17 protein-coding genes, 1 tRNA gene and 1 pseudogene are annotated in these 17,343 nt (G+C 70.4%); 11 read left to right on the top strand and 8 right to left on the bottom strand.

Going from position 1 to position 17,343, the window contains the following annotated elements; genetic code table 11:
• Positions 1–39: 39 nt before the first annotated feature.
• Positions 40–636, bottom strand: a pseudogene (locus ACWDEW_RS28690) (SUKH-4 family immunity protein); the annotation flags it as partial.
• Between the two features lie 8 nt (positions 637–644).
• A complete protein-coding gene (locus ACWDEW_RS28695; protein WP_450516266.1) occupies positions 645–1,643 on the bottom strand; it encodes an SMI1/KNR4 family protein in 999 nt (332 codons plus the stop codon).
• 338 nt (positions 1,644–1,981) lie between these two features.
• Here ACWDEW_RS28695 and ACWDEW_RS28700 point away from each other — a divergent pair, with 338 nt between their 5' ends.
• Entirely contained in the window at positions 1,982–2,521 is a 540-nt protein-coding gene (locus ACWDEW_RS28700; RefSeq protein ID WP_450516267.1) for a YwqJ-related putative deaminase, read from the top strand.
• Positions 2,522–2,591: 70 nt separating this feature from the next.
• A complete protein-coding gene (locus ACWDEW_RS28705) occupies positions 2,592–3,092 on the top strand; it encodes an SUKH-3 domain-containing protein (protein ID WP_450516269.1) in 501 nt (166 codons plus the stop codon).
• A 210-nt stretch (positions 3,093–3,302) separates the two neighbouring features.
• Here ACWDEW_RS28705 and ACWDEW_RS28710 read toward each other — a convergent pair whose 3' ends face one another.
• A complete protein-coding gene (locus ACWDEW_RS28710) occupies positions 3,303–4,634 on the bottom strand; it encodes a sensor histidine kinase (RefSeq protein WP_450516271.1) in 1,332 nt (443 codons plus the stop codon).
• A gap of 194 nt (positions 4,635–4,828) precedes the next feature.
• Here ACWDEW_RS28710 and ACWDEW_RS28715 point away from each other — a divergent pair.
• The 6 genes from ACWDEW_RS28715 to ACWDEW_RS28740 all read left to right on the top strand — a co-directional run bounded on the left by ACWDEW_RS28715 (position 4,829) and on the right by ACWDEW_RS28740 (position 9,605).
• A tRNA-Gln gene (locus ACWDEW_RS28715) sits at positions 4,829–4,900 on the top strand.
• A gap of 153 nt (positions 4,901–5,053) precedes the next feature.
• Positions 5,054–6,499: a bifunctional UDP-N-acetylglucosamine diphosphorylase/glucosamine-1-phosphate N-acetyltransferase GlmU gene (gene glmU / locus ACWDEW_RS28720; protein WP_450516273.1), complete on the top strand. Its 1,446-nt coding sequence runs from the start codon at positions 5,054–5,056 to the stop codon at positions 6,497–6,499.
• A gap of 77 nt (positions 6,500–6,576) precedes the next feature.
• The gene (locus tag ACWDEW_RS28725) at positions 6,577–7,557 is read left to right on the top strand and encodes a ribose-phosphate diphosphokinase (protein ID WP_381252497.1); all 981 of its coding nucleotides are present in this window, start codon (positions 6,577–6,579) and stop codon (positions 7,555–7,557) included.
• 279 nt (positions 7,558–7,836) lie between these two features.
• On the top strand, positions 7,837–8,421 hold the full coding sequence (locus ACWDEW_RS28730) for a 50S ribosomal protein L25/general stress protein Ctc (protein ID WP_450516275.1): 585 nt from the start codon (positions 7,837–7,839) through the stop codon (positions 8,419–8,421).
• A 71-nt stretch (positions 8,422–8,492) separates the two neighbouring features.
• Entirely contained in the window at positions 8,493–9,095 is a 603-nt protein-coding gene (gene pth / locus ACWDEW_RS28735) for an aminoacyl-tRNA hydrolase (RefSeq protein ID WP_450516277.1), read from the top strand.
• 63 nt (positions 9,096–9,158) lie between these two features.
• The gene (locus ACWDEW_RS28740; RefSeq protein WP_450516279.1) at positions 9,159–9,605 is read left to right on the top strand and encodes a hypothetical protein; all 447 of its coding nucleotides are present in this window, start codon (positions 9,159–9,161) and stop codon (positions 9,603–9,605) included.
• 64 nt (positions 9,606–9,669) lie between these two features.
• Here ACWDEW_RS28740 and ppc read toward each other — a convergent pair whose 3' ends face one another.
• Positions 9,670–12,402, bottom strand: coding sequence for a phosphoenolpyruvate carboxylase (ppc, locus tag ACWDEW_RS28745; RefSeq protein ID WP_450516281.1), 2,733 nt, complete (start codon positions 12,400–12,402; stop codon positions 9,670–9,672).
• A 304-nt stretch (positions 12,403–12,706) separates the two neighbouring features.
• Between ppc and ACWDEW_RS28750 the strand changes: the two genes are divergently transcribed.
• Positions 12,707–13,723 carry an acyl-CoA desaturase gene (locus ACWDEW_RS28750; RefSeq protein WP_450516283.1) on the top strand — a complete coding sequence of 339 codons (1,017 nt, stop codon included), beginning with the start codon at positions 12,707–12,709 and terminating at the stop codon, positions 13,721–13,723.
• A complete protein-coding gene (locus ACWDEW_RS28755; RefSeq protein WP_381252506.1) occupies positions 13,720–14,397 on the top strand; it encodes a TetR family transcriptional regulator in 678 nt (225 codons plus the stop codon). Before ACWDEW_RS28750 ends, ACWDEW_RS28755 begins: the two co-directional genes overlap by 4 nt.
• Before the next feature lie 61 nt (positions 14,398–14,458).
• Here the strand turns inward: ACWDEW_RS28755 and ACWDEW_RS28760 are convergent, their stop codons facing one another.
• The 3 genes from ACWDEW_RS28760 to ACWDEW_RS28770 form a co-directional block, all read right to left on the bottom strand.
• Positions 14,459–14,632, bottom strand: coding sequence for a CsbD family protein (locus tag ACWDEW_RS28760; protein WP_362980221.1), 174 nt, complete (start codon positions 14,630–14,632; stop codon positions 14,459–14,461).
• Between the two features lie 73 nt (positions 14,633–14,705).
• Positions 14,706–15,068 carry a VOC family protein gene (locus ACWDEW_RS28765; RefSeq protein ID WP_450516484.1) on the bottom strand — a complete coding sequence of 121 codons (363 nt, stop codon included), beginning with the start codon at positions 15,066–15,068 and terminating at the stop codon, positions 14,706–14,708.
• A gap of 5 nt (positions 15,069–15,073) precedes the next feature.
• Entirely contained in the window at positions 15,074–15,880 is an 807-nt protein-coding gene (locus ACWDEW_RS28770; RefSeq protein WP_450516286.1) for a trans-aconitate 2-methyltransferase, read from the bottom strand.
• A 104-nt stretch (positions 15,881–15,984) separates the two neighbouring features.
• On the opposite strand from ACWDEW_RS28770, the gene tamR reads away from it, so the two are divergent.
• Positions 15,985–16,482 carry a MarR family transcriptional regulator TamR gene (gene tamR, locus ACWDEW_RS28775; protein ID WP_019066624.1) on the top strand — a complete coding sequence of 166 codons (498 nt, stop codon included), beginning with the start codon at positions 15,985–15,987 and terminating at the stop codon, positions 16,480–16,482.
• Here the strand turns inward: tamR and ACWDEW_RS28780 are convergent.
• Positions 16,441–17,208 (bottom strand): LuxR C-terminal-related transcriptional regulator, encoded by a 768-nt coding sequence (locus tag ACWDEW_RS28780; RefSeq protein WP_450516288.1) that lies wholly within the window; start codon positions 17,206–17,208, stop codon positions 16,441–16,443. The two genes, tamR and ACWDEW_RS28780, sit on opposite strands and share 42 nt — an antisense overlap.
• Positions 17,209–17,343 lie beyond the last annotated feature (135 nt).

Raw genomic sequence — 17,343 nt, forward strand, 5'->3', positions numbered from 1 at the left:
CCTCCCCGTCCAACTGGATGGGGATCATCTCGGCCGGGAAGATCCTCCGATGCGGCGACCACCGGCATCCGGCCAGGCAGAAGCGGCCGGCACCCCGGCCTGAGTCTCCGGCAACGATCCCGAACGCGAGCCCGCCATCGGTCCCGAAGGCGAACCGGAGGGCGACGAGGCCGAAGGCGAAGCCGAGCCCCCAACACCTGCACCCGGAGCAGGAGTTGCCGTCCCCGCACCGGAAGTCGTCCCCGCCCCCCGCCGATCCTGAATCCCGATCTTGTCCGCCGCCTCCTGCAACCACTCCGGCGGACTCAGCAGGAACGACGTCTGGTTGAGGTCCACCCGCGCGGGAGCGGCCGGTACCGCGTCGGCGATCTCCTCGGGGCGGCCGTACTCCTCCTCGTAGCGGCGGATGACCTCGCCCACCGGCAGCGCGGGCCACAGTGTGGCCTCGCCGCTGTCGCGGGCGAGTACGAGCCGCTGCCCGCCGCCGTCCGAGCGCGGGCCGTCGGCGCGGTCCTCGGCCCAGGCCACGAAGCCGAGTTCGAACTCCCGCACCCGCACCTCGCGGTGCTGGTAGGCGGGCACGTCCCCGTTGATCCATTCCTCGGCGCGCTCCTGCGCCTGCGCGAAGGTCACCATCGCGTCGCTCACTCCCCCACCGCGGCCGTCGAAGGCACCGGCACCGATCGTGCGAACCCGCCGTCCACCATCAGGTTGGCCACCGTCTCCAACTCCGGTGGATTTCCCGCGAGTCGGCCCAGGAACTGGTCGAAGTCGCCCCCGGCGGGCAGCAGCAGCCGCTCCACCCGGTCGGCCGGCGCCCAGGACGGGTCGACGTCGCGGGCGTCGTCGTAGGCGCAGAACCACACCGAACCGAGCGCCTGGCCCTTCACCTTCACCGCGAGGAGTCCGCCCTGGACGAAGCCGACGGCGAGGTAGTCCTTCGTGAGGTGGTCGCGGAGGCATTTGTTGACGTAGACGAGGTCGTTGACGGCCGCCTCGTCCCGCACCGTGAAGAACGGCTGGTCGATCAGAAGGCCCAACTCGGCGTCCAGCGCGGTGCCGATGGGCGCGCTCCCGCCGGCCGCCTTGAGGAACGACCGGTAGGCGCCCGGGAGTCGGTAGCCGAGGTCCTCCTCGACGCCCTGCACCTGCGCCTCGGTCACCGCGAGCGCGGACTTCGGCAGGCCGAAGTGCGCGGGGCGGGTCTCCTGGAGCGGGCGGGTGCCGCGCTTGTCGTGGTCGACGGCCGCCGTGGCGATCCCGCCGTGGTGCCGCAGCAGTGCCTTCACCTCGACGGGGACGAGTTCGAGGCGCCGGGTGCCGGCCACGTGGTGCCAGGTCCAGCCGTGCGGGGTGGCCACCGCGGGCACGGTGTCCCACAACTGGTGCCCGGCCGCCGCCAGTGCCGCGTTCGCCGACACGTAGTCGGTCAGGCGCAGTTCGTCGACCCCGAAGCCCTCCGGGGGCTCGGCGATCTCGGCCGCCGCGCGCGCGTACGGCGAGAAGTCGGGGTAGCCGCGCTCGTCCATCCGTACCCCTCTGGGGTGACGGGCCGCCCGGACCGGGTCCGGGAAGTGCACGACCTGCCCGGCGTAGGCCGCGTTCGGTGGCGCGGCTTGTTGCCCGAGCCGACCTGTCGTCATGGCGGTTGCCCCCTGCGGCATTCAGTACGATTCACAGCAGGCAAATGTCCAACTCGCCCCACTGTGCCCCGTATCGACTGTCTCGTCTTCTTGACGTCTTCGTTCGACTGTCTCCACGCGTCGACCGCGTGGATCGCGGTGCGGACAGCCTATGCGGTACGGCGGCACGGGTCACCGGCAGCGGTCACCGGCGCCCGTCACCGGACCTTCACTTCCGTGACCTGCCGTCACCCCGCCGTGACAGCCCGCCGAAGCCCTGGCGTGTCGCAGCGCCCCAGCTACCGCACCCGCCACGGCATTTGGCACTCTGAGACCCGCCGGGGGATGCTCGGGAGGGGATGACGATCATGAACGCGACGCAGACGGGACCGCACACCGGGGCGCACACCGGGCCTTCGGGCGACCCCAGGGTCGGCTGGAGCGCCACCGAGGGACGGCACGCGCCGGTCCTCAGCCACCGCCGTGACGGCATACTTCCGACCGTCGCCGCCGCCCTCTCCGTACGCGGCGCGACCACCCTCACCGGCACCGCCGCGCGAGGCGACCAGCCGCCCGCCCTGCACCCACTGGTACAGGACTTCCTGGACACCCTCACCAGCGCCCAGCGCGACCGTTTCACCGGCCGCTGCGCCGAGGCGATCCTGATCTCCCGCCACATCGCCGCCGCCGACGCCGAGCGCAGCAGGCGCGCCGCGCGCAAGCCGATGACCAACGGCGAGGCCCGCAAGACCCTCAAGCAGGCCAAGCTCACCGCCCGCCGCATCCGCGAGGACGGCGACCCCCTGCACGGCAGCTTCGCCGCCCCCTGCCGGGCCTGCGCAGCTCTCAGCGCCCACTTCGGCGTCCGCATCGTGGACCCCGCAACGGAGACCGGCTGACACCCACCCCCCGCTCAGGACAAGGCACCACCCAGCACCACCTCCCACGCCGCCGACGATCGAAGGGCAGATGCACCCCGACCGCCACTCCCACTCCTCCACGCGCTTCTCCGTGCCCGTCGACGCCGCCCTGCGCGCCGCCGGCTGGCAGCCCGGCCGCTGGGACATAAAGCAGGCCGAGATCTGGGCGGACACCCTGCGCGAACACACCTCGCCCGCCGGCCACCAGCACGCCGTGTTCCCGGCGGCGGTCGAGGCCTGGGCCGAGTTCGGCGGCCTGCGCATCGCACCCACCGGCCCCGGCCGCCAGATCGCCCCCGCCGCCCTCCACCTGGACCCGCTGCACGGCCTGCACATGGCCCGCACCCTCGGCGACCTCGGCCGCGCCCTCGACACCGACGTCAGTCCCCTGGGCGAGGAACCCGACACCCAGTCCCTCCTGGCCATCGACGCCGAGGGCCGCGTCTACGCCCTCGACCACACCGGCGACTGGTACCTGGGCCCCGACATCGACCAGGCCCTGACCGCCCTCGTGTCGGGCATGGAGCCGGTACGGCTCACGGCGGGCTGACCCGAGCGGACGGCAGGCAACCGATGGATACCCCGGGACGGCCGCCGGCCGCGTACGGCGAGAAGGTGCCGTGTCGGGGGGTGTCCGCCCGCAGCGGTTGGCGCGTCAACGCGCCCCCGTTCTCGAGCGACCGATTCCGCGCCGTTCCGAGGACGGACACCCCCCGGCGCGGCACCGACCCACAACGCACCGCAGGCAAACGCCCCACCATCAGACCGCCGGAATAACCGCCGAAACCCGAAACCCACCGGCATCCGTGGGCCCCGAGACAAACACCCCGCCCAACGCCAGCACCCGCTCCCGCATGCCGACCAGACCGTTCCCCCCGGACGGCAGCCGGGCCGCCGAGGCGGACGCCGGCTCGGGCGGCGGTTCGTTCTCGACCTGCATCGCGATCTCCGACACCCGGTGCGCGAGCCGTACGTGCGTCTTGGCACCCGCCGCGTGCTTGTGGACGTTCGTCAACGCCTCCTGCACCACCCGGTACGCGGTCTGCTCGATCTCCGCCGCGTACGACCGGGTCTCCCCCTCCACCGACAGATCGACGGCCATCCCAGCCGCCGCGGACTGCCCGAGCAGCTCGTCCACGTCCGACAGACACGGTCCGTCGCCCGCGCCCTCGTCGTCCACGACCCGCGAGGCCGCAGCCGCGGCGGCGGCCACCCCCACCGCGACCAACGGCACGGCGGCCCGCTCCCGCGCACCCGCCCCGGTCCCCGTCCCGTCCCCGCTTCGCAGCACCCCGAGCATCTCCCGCAGCTCGGTCAGCGCCTGCCGCCCCATGTCCCCCACAAGGGCCGCGTTCTTGACGGCCTTCTCCGGATCCTTCCGTGCAACCGCCTGCAGTGCGGCGGCATGCACGACCATCAGACTCACCCGGTGCGCCACGACGTCGTGCATCTCCCGAGCGATCCGCGTCCGCTCCTCACCGCGCGCCCACTCGGCCCGCTCCTCGGCCCGCTCCGCGAGAAGCTGCAACTCCCGCTCCAGGCTGTCGGCCCGCTCCCGGAGGCTCTCCATCAACCGTCGCCGGGCGCCCACGTACATCCCGAGCAGCACGGGCGGCGCGGTCATCCCGACGGCGGTGGTGATGGAGGCGAACGGCACGAACCAGTCGCCCAGTTCCCAGGTCCCGCGCTGGGTGTCCTGCTTCACCCGCACGAACATGACGATCAGCATGCCGAGGAAGGACATCCCGGCCAGCGATCCGATGATCCGGCGCGGCAGCTCGGACGCGGCAAGCGTGTAGAGGCCGACGATGCCCATCAGGTAGCCCATCTGGGCCGGAGTAATGGCGATGGACACCAGCACCACGGCGATGGGCCACTTCCGCCGCACGACCAGCGTCGACCCGGCCAGCACACCGAACACGACACCCACGGCGGCCGGGACCCCCGCGTCGTGCGCGAACCGGATCCCCTCCGCCCCGCACTCCGCCGCGGAGCCCGCGGCGAGCCCCACGTCGAGCACCGCACTGCGCCACCTGGTCCACCACCACGGCCCTCCCCGGCCCGTGGTGTGCTCTTCCCCCGTCGTGGTCATGCCTCCAGCCTACGGGCGCGGGGGCTCCCTTTTCCGTCGAGTTTCGACGAGTTGCCTACACCACTGCGCGTAATCGAACAATGACGAAACCGATCACCGGGGACAAGTACCGTCGCACGGAGGCCATTGCGTACGGCATAGTGTTTGTTGCCCACTCGGCGACCAGGCCGAATGTCCGGTTCAGGCGAGTTTGATCCCCCGTGGTGTAATTGGCAGCACCGTGGCTTTTGGTGCCATTTGTCCGGGTTCGAGTCCTGGCGGGGGAGCAAAACCGAGCAACAACCGAGCAACCCCCTCTCCCAGCAATCCACTTAGGACCCTGACAGCTCTGTCAGGGTCCACTCTCATGTCCCCCATGAAACGCCCCGGTATCCTGCGAATGTCCACCCCCCAGCATTCCGAAGCCGAAGGGCATACCCGTGAGCGCCATTCGCCCGGCAGCCGTCGTCGTACTCGCAGCGGGTGAGGGCACCCGTATGAAGTCGGCCACACCGAAGGTCCTGCACCAGATCTGTGGCCGCACCCTCGTCGGTCATGTGCTGGCCGCCGCCCGCGAGTTGGAGCCGGAGAACCTGGTCGTCGTCGTGGGGCACGCCCGCGAGAAGGTGACCGCCCACCTCGGCGAGACGGACCCCGGAGTGCGGACCGCGGTCCAGGCCGAGCAGAACGGCACCGGGCACGCCGTACGGATGGCGCTGGAGGAACTCGGGAACGTCGACGGCACGGTCGTCGTCGTCTGCGGCGACACCCCCCTCCTCCGCGGAGCGACCCTGCGCGAGCTCACCGCGAACCACGCGGCCGACGGCAACGCCGTGACCGTGCTCACCGCCGAGGTGCCGGACGCGACCGGCTACGGGCGGATCGTGCGCGACGGCGCCTCCGGCGCGGTGACCGCGATCGTCGAGCACAAGGACGCCTCCGACTCCCAACGCACGATCCGCGAGATCAACTCCGGGGTCTTCGCGTTCGACGGCCAGCTGCTCGCCGACGCCCTCGGCAAGGTGCGCACCGACAACAGCCAGGGCGAGGAGTACCTCACGGACGTGCTCGGCATCCTGCGCGAGGCCGGGCACCGGGTCGGCGCCTCCGTCGCGGGCGACCACCGCGAGATCGCCGGCATCAACAACCGCGTGCAGCTCTCCGAGGCGCGCCGCATCCTCAACGACCGGCTGCTGACCGAGGCCATGCTGGGCGGGGTCACCGTCATCGACCCGGCGACGACCTGGATCGACGTCGAGGTCACCTTCGACCAGGACGCGATCGTCCACCCCGGCACCCAGCTGCACGGCACCACGCACATCGGCGAGGGCGCCGAGGTCGGCCCCAACAGCCGCCTGACGGACACCGTCGTCGAGGCCGGCGCCCGCGTGGACAACACCGTCGCCGTCAGCTCGCACATCGGCCCGCAGGCCTCCGTCGGGCCGTACGCCTATCTCCGTCCCGGCACGCGCCTGGGCACGAAGGGCAAGATCGGGACATACGTCGAGACGAAGAACGCGACGATCGGGGAGGGGACGAAGATCCCGCATCTCTCCTACGTCGGGGACGCGACGATCGGCGAGTACAGCAACATCGGGGCCGCCAGCGTGTTCGTCAACTACGACGGACAGGCGAAACATCACACCACCGTCGGGTCGCACTGCCGTACAGGGTCGGACAATATGTTTGTGGCACCTGTCACGGTCGGGGACGGCGCGTACACCGCCGCCGGCTCCGTGATCACGAAGGACGTACCGCCCGGTTCGCTGGCCGTGGCCCGTGGCCAGCAGCGGAATATCGAGGGCTGGGTGGCCCGCAAGCGTCCGGGAAGCGCGGCGGCGAAGGCCGCGGAAACCGCTTCCCGCCAGGACGCGAACGAAGACTGACCGGAAACGGGTGCGTTCAGGACGGCGTACCGTGATAAACGCACACCCAGTTGAATGACCTCTGAGGAGACAGTGCTGTGACCGGGATCAAGACGACCGGCGAGAAGAAGATGATGTTCTTCTCCGGCCGCGCCCACCCCGAGCTTGCCAAGGAGGTCGCCCACCAGCTGGGTGTCGGGGTCGTCCCGACCAAGGCCTTCGACTTCGCGAACGGCGAGATCTACGTCCGCTTCGAGGAGTCGGTGCGTGGCGCGGACTGTTTCGTGATCCAGAGCCACACGGCCCCGATCAACCAGTGGGTCATGGAGCAGCTGATCATGATCGACGCCCTGAAGCGCGCGTCGGCCCGCTCCATCACGGTGATCGTGCCGTTCTACGGCTATGCCCGGCAGGACAAGAAGCACCGCGGCCGCGAGCCGATCTCGGCCCGCCTGGTCGCGGACCTGATGAAGACGGCGGGCGCCCACCGCATCCTCACCGTCGACCTGCACACCGACCAGATCCAGGGCTTCTTCGACGGCCCCGTGGATCATCTCTTCGCCCTCCCGCTCCTCGCGGACTACGTGGGCAACAAGGTCGACCGCAGCAAGCTGACCGTCGTCTCCCCCGACGCCGGCCGCGTACGCGTCGCCGACCGCTGGTGCGACCGCCTCGGCGCGCCCCTGGCGATCGTGCACAAGCGGCGCGACAAGGACGTGGCGAACCAGGTGACCGTCCACGAGGTCGTCGGCGAGGTCAAGGGCCGCGTCTGCGTCCTGGTCGACGACATGATCGACACCGGCGGCACGATCTGCGCCGCCGCCGACGCCCTGTTCGCGCACGGCGCGGAGGACGTCATCGTGACGGCCACGCACGGTGTGCTCTCCGGCCCCGCGGCCGACCGCCTGAAGAACTCCCGCGTCAGCGAGTTCGTCCTCACCGACACGCTCCCCACTCCCGGTGAACTCGGCGCCGACCTCGACAAGATCACGGTCCTGTCGATCGCCCCGACCATCGCGAGCGCGGTCCGCGAGGTCTTCGAGGACGGATCTGTGACGAGCCTGTTCGACGAACACTGAGCGCTCCGCTGGAAAAGCGGCAAAACGCCATCGATCGTCCGCGGCTCCGTCGTGGCTGGTCGCGCAGTTCCCCGCGCCCCTTCGGGGCGCTCGTGAACCGGCGTTCATAGAAGATCGATTTCTTTACGGCCTTCCCGCCGAGTAAGCTGCCCAAGTTGCTCGGCGAGGGAGGCCGTACCGATATCCAGGTACGGCGGTCCGTTATCGACGCGCTCTTCGTAGCAGGCCGATGTTCGGCCGGGTGACCACCTTCCCCGACTGTTTCTACGAGGAGTGACCATGGCCGACGTCAAGCTCACCGCCGAGACCCGCACCGAGTTCGGCAAGGGTGCCGCCCGCCGTATCCGCCGCGACAAGAAGGTTCCCGCCGTGGTCTACGGCCACGGTGTGGACCCGCTGCACGTCACGCTGCCGGGCCACGAGCTGCAGCTCGCCCTGCGTACCCCGAACGTCCTGCTGACCCTGGACATCGAGGGCAAGACCCAGCTCGCCATCCCGAAGGCCGTCCAGCGCGACGCCATCAAGGGTTTCCTTGAGCACGTCGACCTGCTCACCGTGAAGAGCGGCGAGAAGGTCACCGTCGAGGTCTACGTCCACACCGAGGGCGAGCTGGCCCCGGGCTCCTTCCTGCTGGAGCACGTGCTCAGCACGATCACCGTCGAGGCCGAGGCCACGCACATCCCCGAGTCGGTCACCGTGTCCATCGCGGGCCTGGAGGCCGGTGCCTCCATCGCCGCCAAGGACATCCCGCTCCCCAAGGGCACCACGCTGGCGATCGACGAGGACGCGGTCGTCCTCCAGGTGCTGGCCGCCCAGGCGGAAGAGGCGCCCGCCGAGGGCGAGGCCGAGACCACCGAGGCCTGATCCTCACCTTCACCACTGCTGTCAGCCGCTGTTCCCCCCGGGAGCAGCGGCTGGCGCGTATCAATGGAGACATGGACGTGACGACCGACGCCAACGCCCCCTGGCTGATCGTGGGACTCGGCAACCCCGGCCCCGAGTACGCGAACAACCGCCACAACGTGGGCTTCATGGTGGCCGACCTGCTCGCGGAGCGGATCGGCGGCAAGTTCAAGCGGGCCGGGAAGGCACAGGCGCAGGTTCTGGAGGGCCGCATCGGCGCACCGGGTCCGGCGAGCCGCCGGGTCGTGCTGGTGAAGCCGATGTCGTACATGAACCTGTCGGGCGGCCCGGTCAACGCGCTGCGCGACTTCTACAAGGTGCCCGTCGCGAACATCGTCGCGGTCCACGACGAGCTGGACATCGACTACGGCACCCTCCGCCTCAAGCTCGGCGGCGGCGACAACGGCCACAACGGGCTGAAGTCGATGACGAAGGCGATGGGCCCGGACTACCACCGGGTGCGGTTCGGGATCGGGCGTCCGCCGGGCCGGATGCAGGTGGCGGACTTCGTGCTGAAGGACTTCTCGTCCGCGGAGCGCAAGGAGCTCGACTTCCTCGTGGACCGCGCCACCGACTCGGTGGAGTGTCTGGTGAGCGAGGGCCTGGAGCGGGCACAGAGCGCGTACAACTCCTGACGTGACCGACTTGCCGGTCACCGGAGTTGACCGCGTGTGCGGGTATGGCCAATGATCCCCGCCATGAACTTCGGACGGCTCGCGGCGATGGGCACGGTCGCCCTGCTGATCCTGATCGCCGGTGTCTGGGGCTCCTGGCCCACCGCCCACAACGTGATGCTGACCAAGGGCCGCGAGACCGGGACGATCCAGGTCGCCGCGTGCGGCGACGACACCTGCACCGGCCCGTACACACCGGTCTCGACCGGGTCGAAGGCCCGCGCCAAGGTCGTCATCGAGCACACGGTCGCGGTGCAGAAGGGCCGGACGTACGCGGTGGTCGTGAAGCCCGGCACCGACGAGGTCATGCGCTCCGGGCCGGCCGGCATCCTCTACGCCTGGGTCCCCCTCGGCGGCGCCCTCCTGCTCGCCTCGGTGGTGGTCGCCGGCGGCCTGCGCCTGACCCGGGCCGCGTGGGTACTGGCCGGGTCGGGGATCGCGTTGCTGACGGCGGCGTTCGTAGCACTCTGACCGCCGGAAAGACGGGTGCCCCCGCGCCGCCACGGCGGCTCGGGGGCACCCGTCTCGCTGTTCCTCAGCCGGTGTTGCGCAGGCCCGCCGCCACACCGTTGACGGTGAGGAGCAGGGCGCGGCTCAGCAGCGGGTCGGGTTCCGCACCCGCGGCCGCCTCGTCGCGCTGGCGCTTGAGGAGGGTGACCTGGAGGTAGGAGATCGGGTCGAGGTAGGCGTCCCGGATGGTGAAGGTCTGCTTCAACACCGGGGTGGCGTCGAGGAGTTCGGCCTCACCGGTGACGCGGAGCACCTCGGCGACGGTCAGGTCGTGCTCGGCCCTGATGGTGTCGAAGACATGCTTCAGCTCGTCCGGGACGAGGGTGTCGACGTAGTGCTGGGCGATCCGCAGGTCCGTCTTCGCGAGGGTCATCTCGACGTTGGAGATGAAGTTACGGAAGAAGTGCCACTGCTCGTGCATCTCGTCGAGCACGGTGTCGAGACCCGCCTCGCGCAGCGCCTTCAGCCCCGACCCCACGCCGTACCAGCCGGGCACGATCTGCCGGGACTGGGTCCAGCCGAACACCCACGGGATCGCGCGCAGTCCGTCGAGCGAGACGCCCGAGCCGGGGCGGCGGGAGGGCCGCGAGCCCAGGTGCAGATCGGCGAGCTGGTCCACCGGCGTGGAGGCGAGGAAGTACGTCGGCAGGTCCGGGTCCTCGACCAGCCTGCGGTAGGCGGCGTGGGCCGCGTCGCTGACCACGTCCATGGCCGCGTCCCAGCGGGCCAGCGCCTCGTCGGACTGGCGGGGCGAGGTGTGCAGCGCCGAAGCCTGGAGGGTGGCGGCGACCGTCAGTTCCAGGTTCTCCCGGGCCAGTGAAGGCACCAGGTACTTGTCGGAGATGACCTCGCCCTGCTCGGTCACCTTGATCTCGCCCTCCAGGGTGCCCCAGGGCTGGGCGAGGATCGCGTCGTGCGAGGGGCCGCCACCGCGGCCGACGGTTCCGCCGCGACCGTGGAAGAGCCGGAGCCGCACGCCGTAGCGGTGCGCCACGTCACGCAGGCGCCGCTGCGCCCGGTGGATCTCCCACTGACTCGTCGTGATGCCACCGAACTTCGACGAGTCCGAGTAACCGAGCATGACCTCCTGGACGTCCCCGCGCAGCGCCACGAGCCGCCGGTAGGACGGGTCGGAGAGCATGTCCTCAAGGATGGTGTCGGCGGCCTTGAGCTCGTCCGTGGTCTCCAGGAGCGGCACGATGCCGACCTTCGCCCAGCCGGCGTGCAGGTCGATCAGCCCGGCCTCGCGGGCGAGGACGGCGGCGGCGAACACGTCGTCGGCGCCCTGGCACATCGAGATGATGTACGACTCGATGACCTCGGGCCCGAAGACGGCGAGCGCCTTCTTGACGGTCTCGAACACCCCGAGGGTCTTCTCGCCGGCCGCGTCGACGGGCGCGGGCGTCGGAGCCAGCGGCCGCCTCGACCGCAGCTCCTTCGCGAGCAGCTTGGTGCGGTACTCGCGGGGCATGTCGGAGTAGCGCCAGGACTCCTCGCCGAGCCGGTCGAAGAGCTGGCCCAGCGCGTGGTGGTGGGCGTCGGCGTGCTCGCGTACGTCCATGGTGGCGAGCTGGAGGCCGAACGCGCCGAGCGTGCGGATCGTACGGTCCATGCGGCCGTCGGCGAAGAGGCCGCCGCGGTGGGCGCGCAGGGAGGTCTGGATCAGGGTGAGGTCGTGCAGCAGCTCGGCGGTGCCGAGGTAGTCGCGGCCGGGCTGGTGCGGGGTGTCCTTGGCCAGGCGGCTCTTGGTGTTCTCCAGCTTCTGCCGGATGCAGGTGGCCTTGAGCCGGTACGGCTCCTCGGCGTTGAGGCGCTTGTAGCGGGGGCTGATCTCGGGCAGCAGCTCCAGGTCGGACTGGAGGGACTCCAGCAGCTCGTCCGTCGCGCCCGTGTAGCGGATGGAGTTGGAGAGGAAGCCGCGCAGCTCGTCGATCGTCTCCAGGGCGTCGTTGATGCCGTGCTCGTGCTGGAGGATCAGGACGTCCCAGGTGACCTGGGGGGTGACGTTCGGGTTGCCGTCGCGGTCGCCGCCGATCCAGGTGCCGAAGGTGAGCGGGCGGGTGTCGTCGGGCAGCTTGACGCCGACGCGCTCCAGTTCGGCGGTGAGGTCTTCGAGGACGTCACCGACGGCGCCCGCGTGCAGTTCGTCGAGGTAGTAGATGGCGTTGCGGGCCTCGTCGGCGGGCTCCGGCCGTACGACCCTGAGCTCGTCGGTCTGCCACACCAGGTCGATGTTCTCGGCCAGCCGGGTGTCGTAGCGGCGCCGGTCGGAGGCGATGACCGGGGTCTCCAGGAGCGTGGCGATGCGCCGGAGCTTGTTGAGGACCGACCGGCGCGCGGCCTCGGTGGGGTGCGCGGTGAAGACCGGGCGGACGTTGAGGTTCTTGACCGTCTCGCGCAGGTGGTCGGGGTCGGCGTCCTTGAGGCGGTCGGCCGTGCGGGCGAGGAGGCCGCCCTCGGCGGCCCGGCGGGCGCGCAGCTCACGGCCGCGGTGCACCTGCTCGGTGACGTTGGCCAGGTGGAAGTAGGTGGAGAAGGCGCGCACCAGCTTGGCGGCGGTCTCCAGCTCGGTGCCGCGCAGCAGCTCGGCGGCGGCCTCGCCGTCCTCCCTGGTGAGGCGGCGGACCTTCTCGACCAGTTCGAGCAGTTCGGGGCCCTCCTGGCGGACGAGGGTCTCGCCCAGCAGGTCGCCGAGGCGCCGGATGTCGGCGCGCAGCTCGTTGTTGGTCGTGGTGGCCTGGTCGTCGGCACTGCTCACAGGTGCGGCTCCTTGCAGTGTTTGAAGCTCGTCTGGAGGGAACCCGGACGGCGGTCCCGCGGCGGCTGTCGCATAGGGAACGGACATCCGGGAAGAAAAGAGAGCGGACCGCGCTGTCCGACCGACACCAAGGATAGGTGTCCACTCTGACGCGCGGTCTCACGGGCTTCGTCCACCGGTCGACGCGCTGCCATACTTACGTCGCCGTAGGTTACGGAACCGTAGGGAAGTCCATGGTGAACTCATACTCGGCTCCCGCCGTCCGACGCTCCGCCTCCACCTCCGAACCCCACAGGGGACGCCCATGACCACGAGCTCCGATGTGATCGACGACGCCCCGCGGGCGAACGACGACGGCACTCCGCTGCCCGCCGCCACCCTGGGCGGCGAGAAAAAGGGGTCGCTGGAACAGCTGACCCTGCTCCTCTTCATCACCGTCCCGTTCCTGGCGCTGGTCGCGGCGGTGCCGCTGGCCTGGGGCTGGGGCGGGGTGAGCTGGCTGGACCTCGGCCTGCTGGTGTTCTTCTACTACCTGGGCTGCCACGGCGTGACGATCGGCTACCACCGGTACTTCACCCACGGCTCCTTCAAGGCGAAGCGCCCGCTGCGGATCGCCATCGCGATCGCCGGGTCGATGGCGGTCGAGGGCCCGCTGGTGCGCTGGGTGGCCGACCACCGCAAGCACCACAAGTTCTCCGACGCGGAGGGCGACCCGCATTCGCCGTGGCGCTACGGCGAGACCGTGCCGGCGCTGATCAAGGGCCTGTGGTGGGCGCATATCGCGTGGATGTTCGACGAGGAGCGCACCCCGCAGGACAAGTACGCGCCCGACCTGATCAAGGACCGCACGATCCGGGCGATCTCCCGCCAGTTCATCTTCTGGACGATGCTGTCGCTCGCGCTGCCCGCGCTGATCGGCGGTCTCGCGACGATGTCCTGGTGGGGCGCGTTCACCGGCTTCTTCTGGGGTTCGCTCGTCCGGGTGGCGCTGCTGCACCACGTCACGTGGTCGATCAACTCGATCTGCCACGCGGTCGGCAAGCGCCCCTTCAAGTCCCGTGACCGCTCCGGCAACGTGTGGTGGCTGGCGATCCTGTCCTGCGGCGAGTCCTGGCACAACCTGCACCACGCCGACCCGACGTCCGCGCGGCACGGTGTGATGCGCGGCCAGCTGGACTCCTCGGCACGGATCATCCGCTGGTGCGAGCAGCTCGGCTGGGCCTATGACGTGCGCTGGCCGTCACGCTCGCGTATCGATTCGCGCCGTATCTCCGGTCCGGACAGCTCTCGGCCCCGGAAGGAGTCGGCGGAGGCGGCATGATTGACGCCGTGGCGACCGATCCCAGCAGCACCCCAGGCAACGAGAAGCCCCGGCGCGCGCGCCGCACCCGGATGACGGGAGCCGAACGCCGGGCCCAGCTGCTGGAAGTCGGTCGCACGCTCTTCGCGGCGAAAGGTTTCGAGGCCACGTCGGTGGAGGAGATCGCGGCGAAGGCCGGGGTCTCCAAGCCGGTGGTCTACGAGCACTTCGGCGGCAAGGAGGGCCTGTACGCGGTGGTGGTGGACCGTGAGATGCGCCGCCTGCTGGACATGGTGACCAGCTCCCTGACGGCCGGCCACCCCCGCGAACTCTGCGAACAGGCGGCCTTCGCCCTCCTCGACTACATCGAGGAGTACACGGACGGCTTCCGCATCCTGGTCCGCGACTCCCCCATCCCTCAGTCCACAGGCTCCTTCGCCTCCCTCATCTCGGACATCGCGACCCAGGTCGAGGACATCCTGGGCCGGGAGTTCAAGAGCCGCGGCTTCGACGCCAAACTCGCCCCCCTCTACGCCCAGGCCCTGGTCGGCATGGTCGCCCTGACCGGCCAGTGGTGGCTGGACGTGCGCCGCCCGAAGAAGGCGGAGGTGGCGGCCCATCTGGTGAACCTGGCCTGGCACGGGCTGGACGGGCTGGAGGCGAAGCCGCGCCTGATAGGCCACCGCAAGAGCTGATCCGAGCACACAGAAGGGCCCCTGCCGAAGAGCAGGGGCCCACCGCTTTCTTGCCGTCGCCTCAGCGCTTGAAGGCGTCCTTCGCCTTCTCCTTGGCCTGCCGCGCATCGCCCTTGGACTTCTCGGCCTGCCCCTTCGCCTTCATGGTCTCGTTGCCGACGGCGCGGCCCACGGTCTCCTTGGTCTTGCCCTTGACCTGTTCCTTCTTGGCCTTGGCCTTCTCGTCCTTTGCCACGGTTCATCACTCCCGGTCGGATCGGAACTCGGTCACCACACGGGTAGCCGCGATCTCGGCGGACAAACGCCGTTCAGCCTTCCGGTTCCAGGAACTCCAGTCGGTTCCCCACCGGATCCTCCGCGTAGAAGCGTCGGTACCCCGGTAGGTCCTCGTCCCAGGTGACCCGCGTCCCGTGAGCCTCCAACCGGGCCGCATACGCCTCGATGTTCGCCACCCGGAGCCCGGGGTGGGCCTTCTTCGCCGGGCGGAAGTCCGCTTCGACGCCCAGATGCAGCTGGACCGCCCCCGCCCCGAACCAGCATCCGCCCCGCGCCGCCAGCACCGGCGGCTTGGGGATCTCCGTCATCCCGAGGGTGTCGACGTAGTAGCTCCGCAGCGCGTCCTCCGACCCCGCAGGGGCTGCCAGCTGCACATGATCCACGGCCACGATCACCGCGCTCACGCCCCCTTGCGGGCCACCGCGAACAGCCGCCGGAACGGCAGCACCGTCCCGTACTCCGCCGTCGGATATGCCTCGCGGAGCAGGTCGCGGTACTCGGTGACGAACGCGTCCCGCGCCTCCGGGTCGTCGGCGAGGGCGGAGAGGGCGGGGCGCAGGCCGGTGCCCTTGACCCAGTCGAGGACGGGGTCGGGGCCGGGCAGGATGTGCTGGTACGTCGTCTGCCAGACGTCCGCCGAGCAGCCGAGGCGGGCCAGGCGGTCGAGGTAGACGCCGGGTGCGTGGACCGAGTCCTCGTGCCGCAGGACCTCGCCGAGCCGGCTCTTCCAGCGGGCGGTGGCGGCGAGTTCGCGCATCAGGGCGTGCAGGGGCGCGTCGATGTTGTCCGGCACCTGGAAGGCGAAGGTGCCGGAGGGCGCGAGCGCGGCCACCCAGTCGCCGAAGCGGTCCAGGTGTCCCGGCACCCACTGCAGCGTCGCGTTCGACACGATCAGGTCGTACGGCTCGGCAGGTGTCCAGGTCGTGGCGTCCGCGTGGGCGAAGTCCAGCCGGCCGCCACCGGGGGTGGGGCCGGCGTACTCCTCGGTCTTCGCGAGCATCTCGGGCGAGTTGTCGTAGCCGGTGATGTGCGCGGTGGGCCAGCGGTCGGCGAGGACGGTGGTCACGTTGCCGGGGCCGCAGCCGAGGTCGGCGATGCGGGGCGGGGCGCCGGGGACGTCGGTGACGCGGGCGAGGAGGTCGGTGAACGGGCGGGCGCGGTGGCCGGCGTGCCGCAGGTACTGGGCGGGGTCCCAAGTCGTCGTCATGGCACCCACCCTCCTCCCCGAATTATCTCGATGTCAAGACACTTTGAGGGAAGTTAGTTGATATCAAGAGACTTCATGTCGACAGAACCACTACACTGATCGTCATGGAGGACGAGGTCGATCGGCTTGTCGCAGCGTGGCGCCGGGAGCGCCCGGACCTCGACGTGGAGCCACTTGAGGTACTCAGCCGGGTGAGCAGACTGGCCCGGCACCTGGACCGGGCCCGCCGGCTGGCGTTCGCCGAGCACAGCCTGGAACCCTGGGAGTTCGACGTCCTGACGGCGCTCAGGCGCGCGGGCAGCCCCTATCAGCTCTCCCCCGGCCAGCTGCTGACCCAGACCCTGGTCACGTCCGGCACGATGACGAACCGCATCGACCGCCTGGCGAAGAAGGGCCTGGTCGAACGGCTCCCCGACCCCAGCGACCGCCGGGGCGTGCTGGTCCGGCTCACCGAGGAGGGCCAGGACCGCGCGGACCAGGCCCTGGCCGGACTGCTGGCGCAGGAGCGCGCGATCCTCGCGGAACTCTCCCGCGCCCAGCGGGGCGAACTGGCCGGACTGCTACGCCAGTTGACCGCCCCGTTCGACAACATCCCCGGCTAGGTCGGCGGGCCCGACCCCGGCACGCCTCGCCAGAGCCACCGCCGCGAGGGTCGAATGGACCCCCAACTTGCCGAGCACGTTTTGCATATGCGTCCGGACTGTGTGCGGGGAAAGGAACAGCCGCTCGGCAACGGCTTTCCGCCCCAGCCCGGCCACCATGCAGCGCAGCACCTCGCGCTCCCGCGGGGTCAGCGACTCCACCAGCCGCTCACTCTCGGTGCGGTGCTTGCGCGCGGCCGTCAACTCACGCAGGACCCCGGTCAGCAGAGCCGGCGGCAGATGCGTCTCGTCGCGCAGGACACCTCGAATGACGGTTAAAAGCCTGGACAGCGAGCAGTCCTTGGCGACCCAGCCGGAGGCCCCGGCCTGCAGGGCCAGCGCGGCCCGGCGCGGATCGTCCTTCTCCGCCAGTACGACCATCCGTACGCTCGGCTGGGCGGAACGGACCCCGGCGACCAGGGAGATCCCGTCCACCACCCCGTCCTCGCTGCCCGCCTGTACAGGTACGGCCGGCCGGATGCCCTGCACATTGCCGCCCAGGTCGGCGTCCACGAGCAGGACGTCGAATCTGCGGCCCTCGGCGTTCGCGCGCTCCATGCTGCGCAGCGCGGCGGGACCACTGCCGGCCGCGGACACGTCGACATCGGGCTCGGCCGCCAGTGCCGCGGCGAGCGACTCGGCGAAGATGCGATGGTCGTCGACGACCAGGACTCGGATGCGAACCACGAAACCCCCTTCCCCAGGCTCCTGGTGGAGCAGGGGATACCTCATCGTCGGGAGACGAAGCGATGATTGCGGGTACGACGCCCGGGAGCGGCCGAAGCCGCACGGCCGCCGCCGTGCAGGAACTGCTACCCCCAC

The sequence above is a fragment of the Streptomyces sp. NPDC001100 genome (genome assembly GCF_053598575.1).

Bases quoted from the DNA above. Each gene is read 5' to 3' on its own strand.
- ACWDEW_RS28710 (WP_450516271.1), bottom strand. From the start codon at position 4,634: ATGACCACGACGGGGGAAGAGCACACCACGGGCCGGGGAGGGCCGTGG.
- ACWDEW_RS28700 (WP_450516267.1), top strand. From the start codon at position 1,982: ATGACGATCATGAACGCGACGCAGACGGGACCGCACACCGGGGCGCAC.
- ACWDEW_RS28740 (WP_450516279.1), top strand. From the start codon at position 9,159: ATGAACTTCGGACGGCTCGCGGCGATGGGCACGGTCGCCCTGCTGATC.
- ACWDEW_RS28750 (WP_450516283.1), top strand. From the start codon at position 12,707: ATGACCACGAGCTCCGATGTGATCGACGACGCCCCGCGGGCGAACGAC.
- pth (WP_450516277.1), top strand. From the start codon at position 8,493: ATGGACGTGACGACCGACGCCAACGCCCCCTGGCTGATCGTGGGACTC.
- tamR (WP_019066624.1), top strand. From the start codon at position 15,985: ATGGAGGACGAGGTCGATCGGCTTGTCGCAGCGTGGCGCCGGGAGCGC.
- ACWDEW_RS28730 (WP_450516275.1), top strand. From the start codon at position 7,837: ATGGCCGACGTCAAGCTCACCGCCGAGACCCGCACCGAGTTCGGCAAG.
- ACWDEW_RS28770 (WP_450516286.1), bottom strand. From the start codon at position 15,880: ATGACGACGACTTGGGACCCCGCCCAGTACCTGCGGCACGCCGGCCAC.
- ACWDEW_RS28695 (WP_450516266.1), bottom strand. From the start codon at position 1,643: ATGACGACAGGTCGGCTCGGGCAACAAGCCGCGCCACCGAACGCGGCC.
- ACWDEW_RS28755 (WP_381252506.1), top strand. From the start codon at position 13,720: ATGATTGACGCCGTGGCGACCGATCCCAGCAGCACCCCAGGCAACGAG.
- ACWDEW_RS28705 (WP_450516269.1), top strand. From the start codon at position 2,592: ATGCACCCCGACCGCCACTCCCACTCCTCCACGCGCTTCTCCGTGCCC.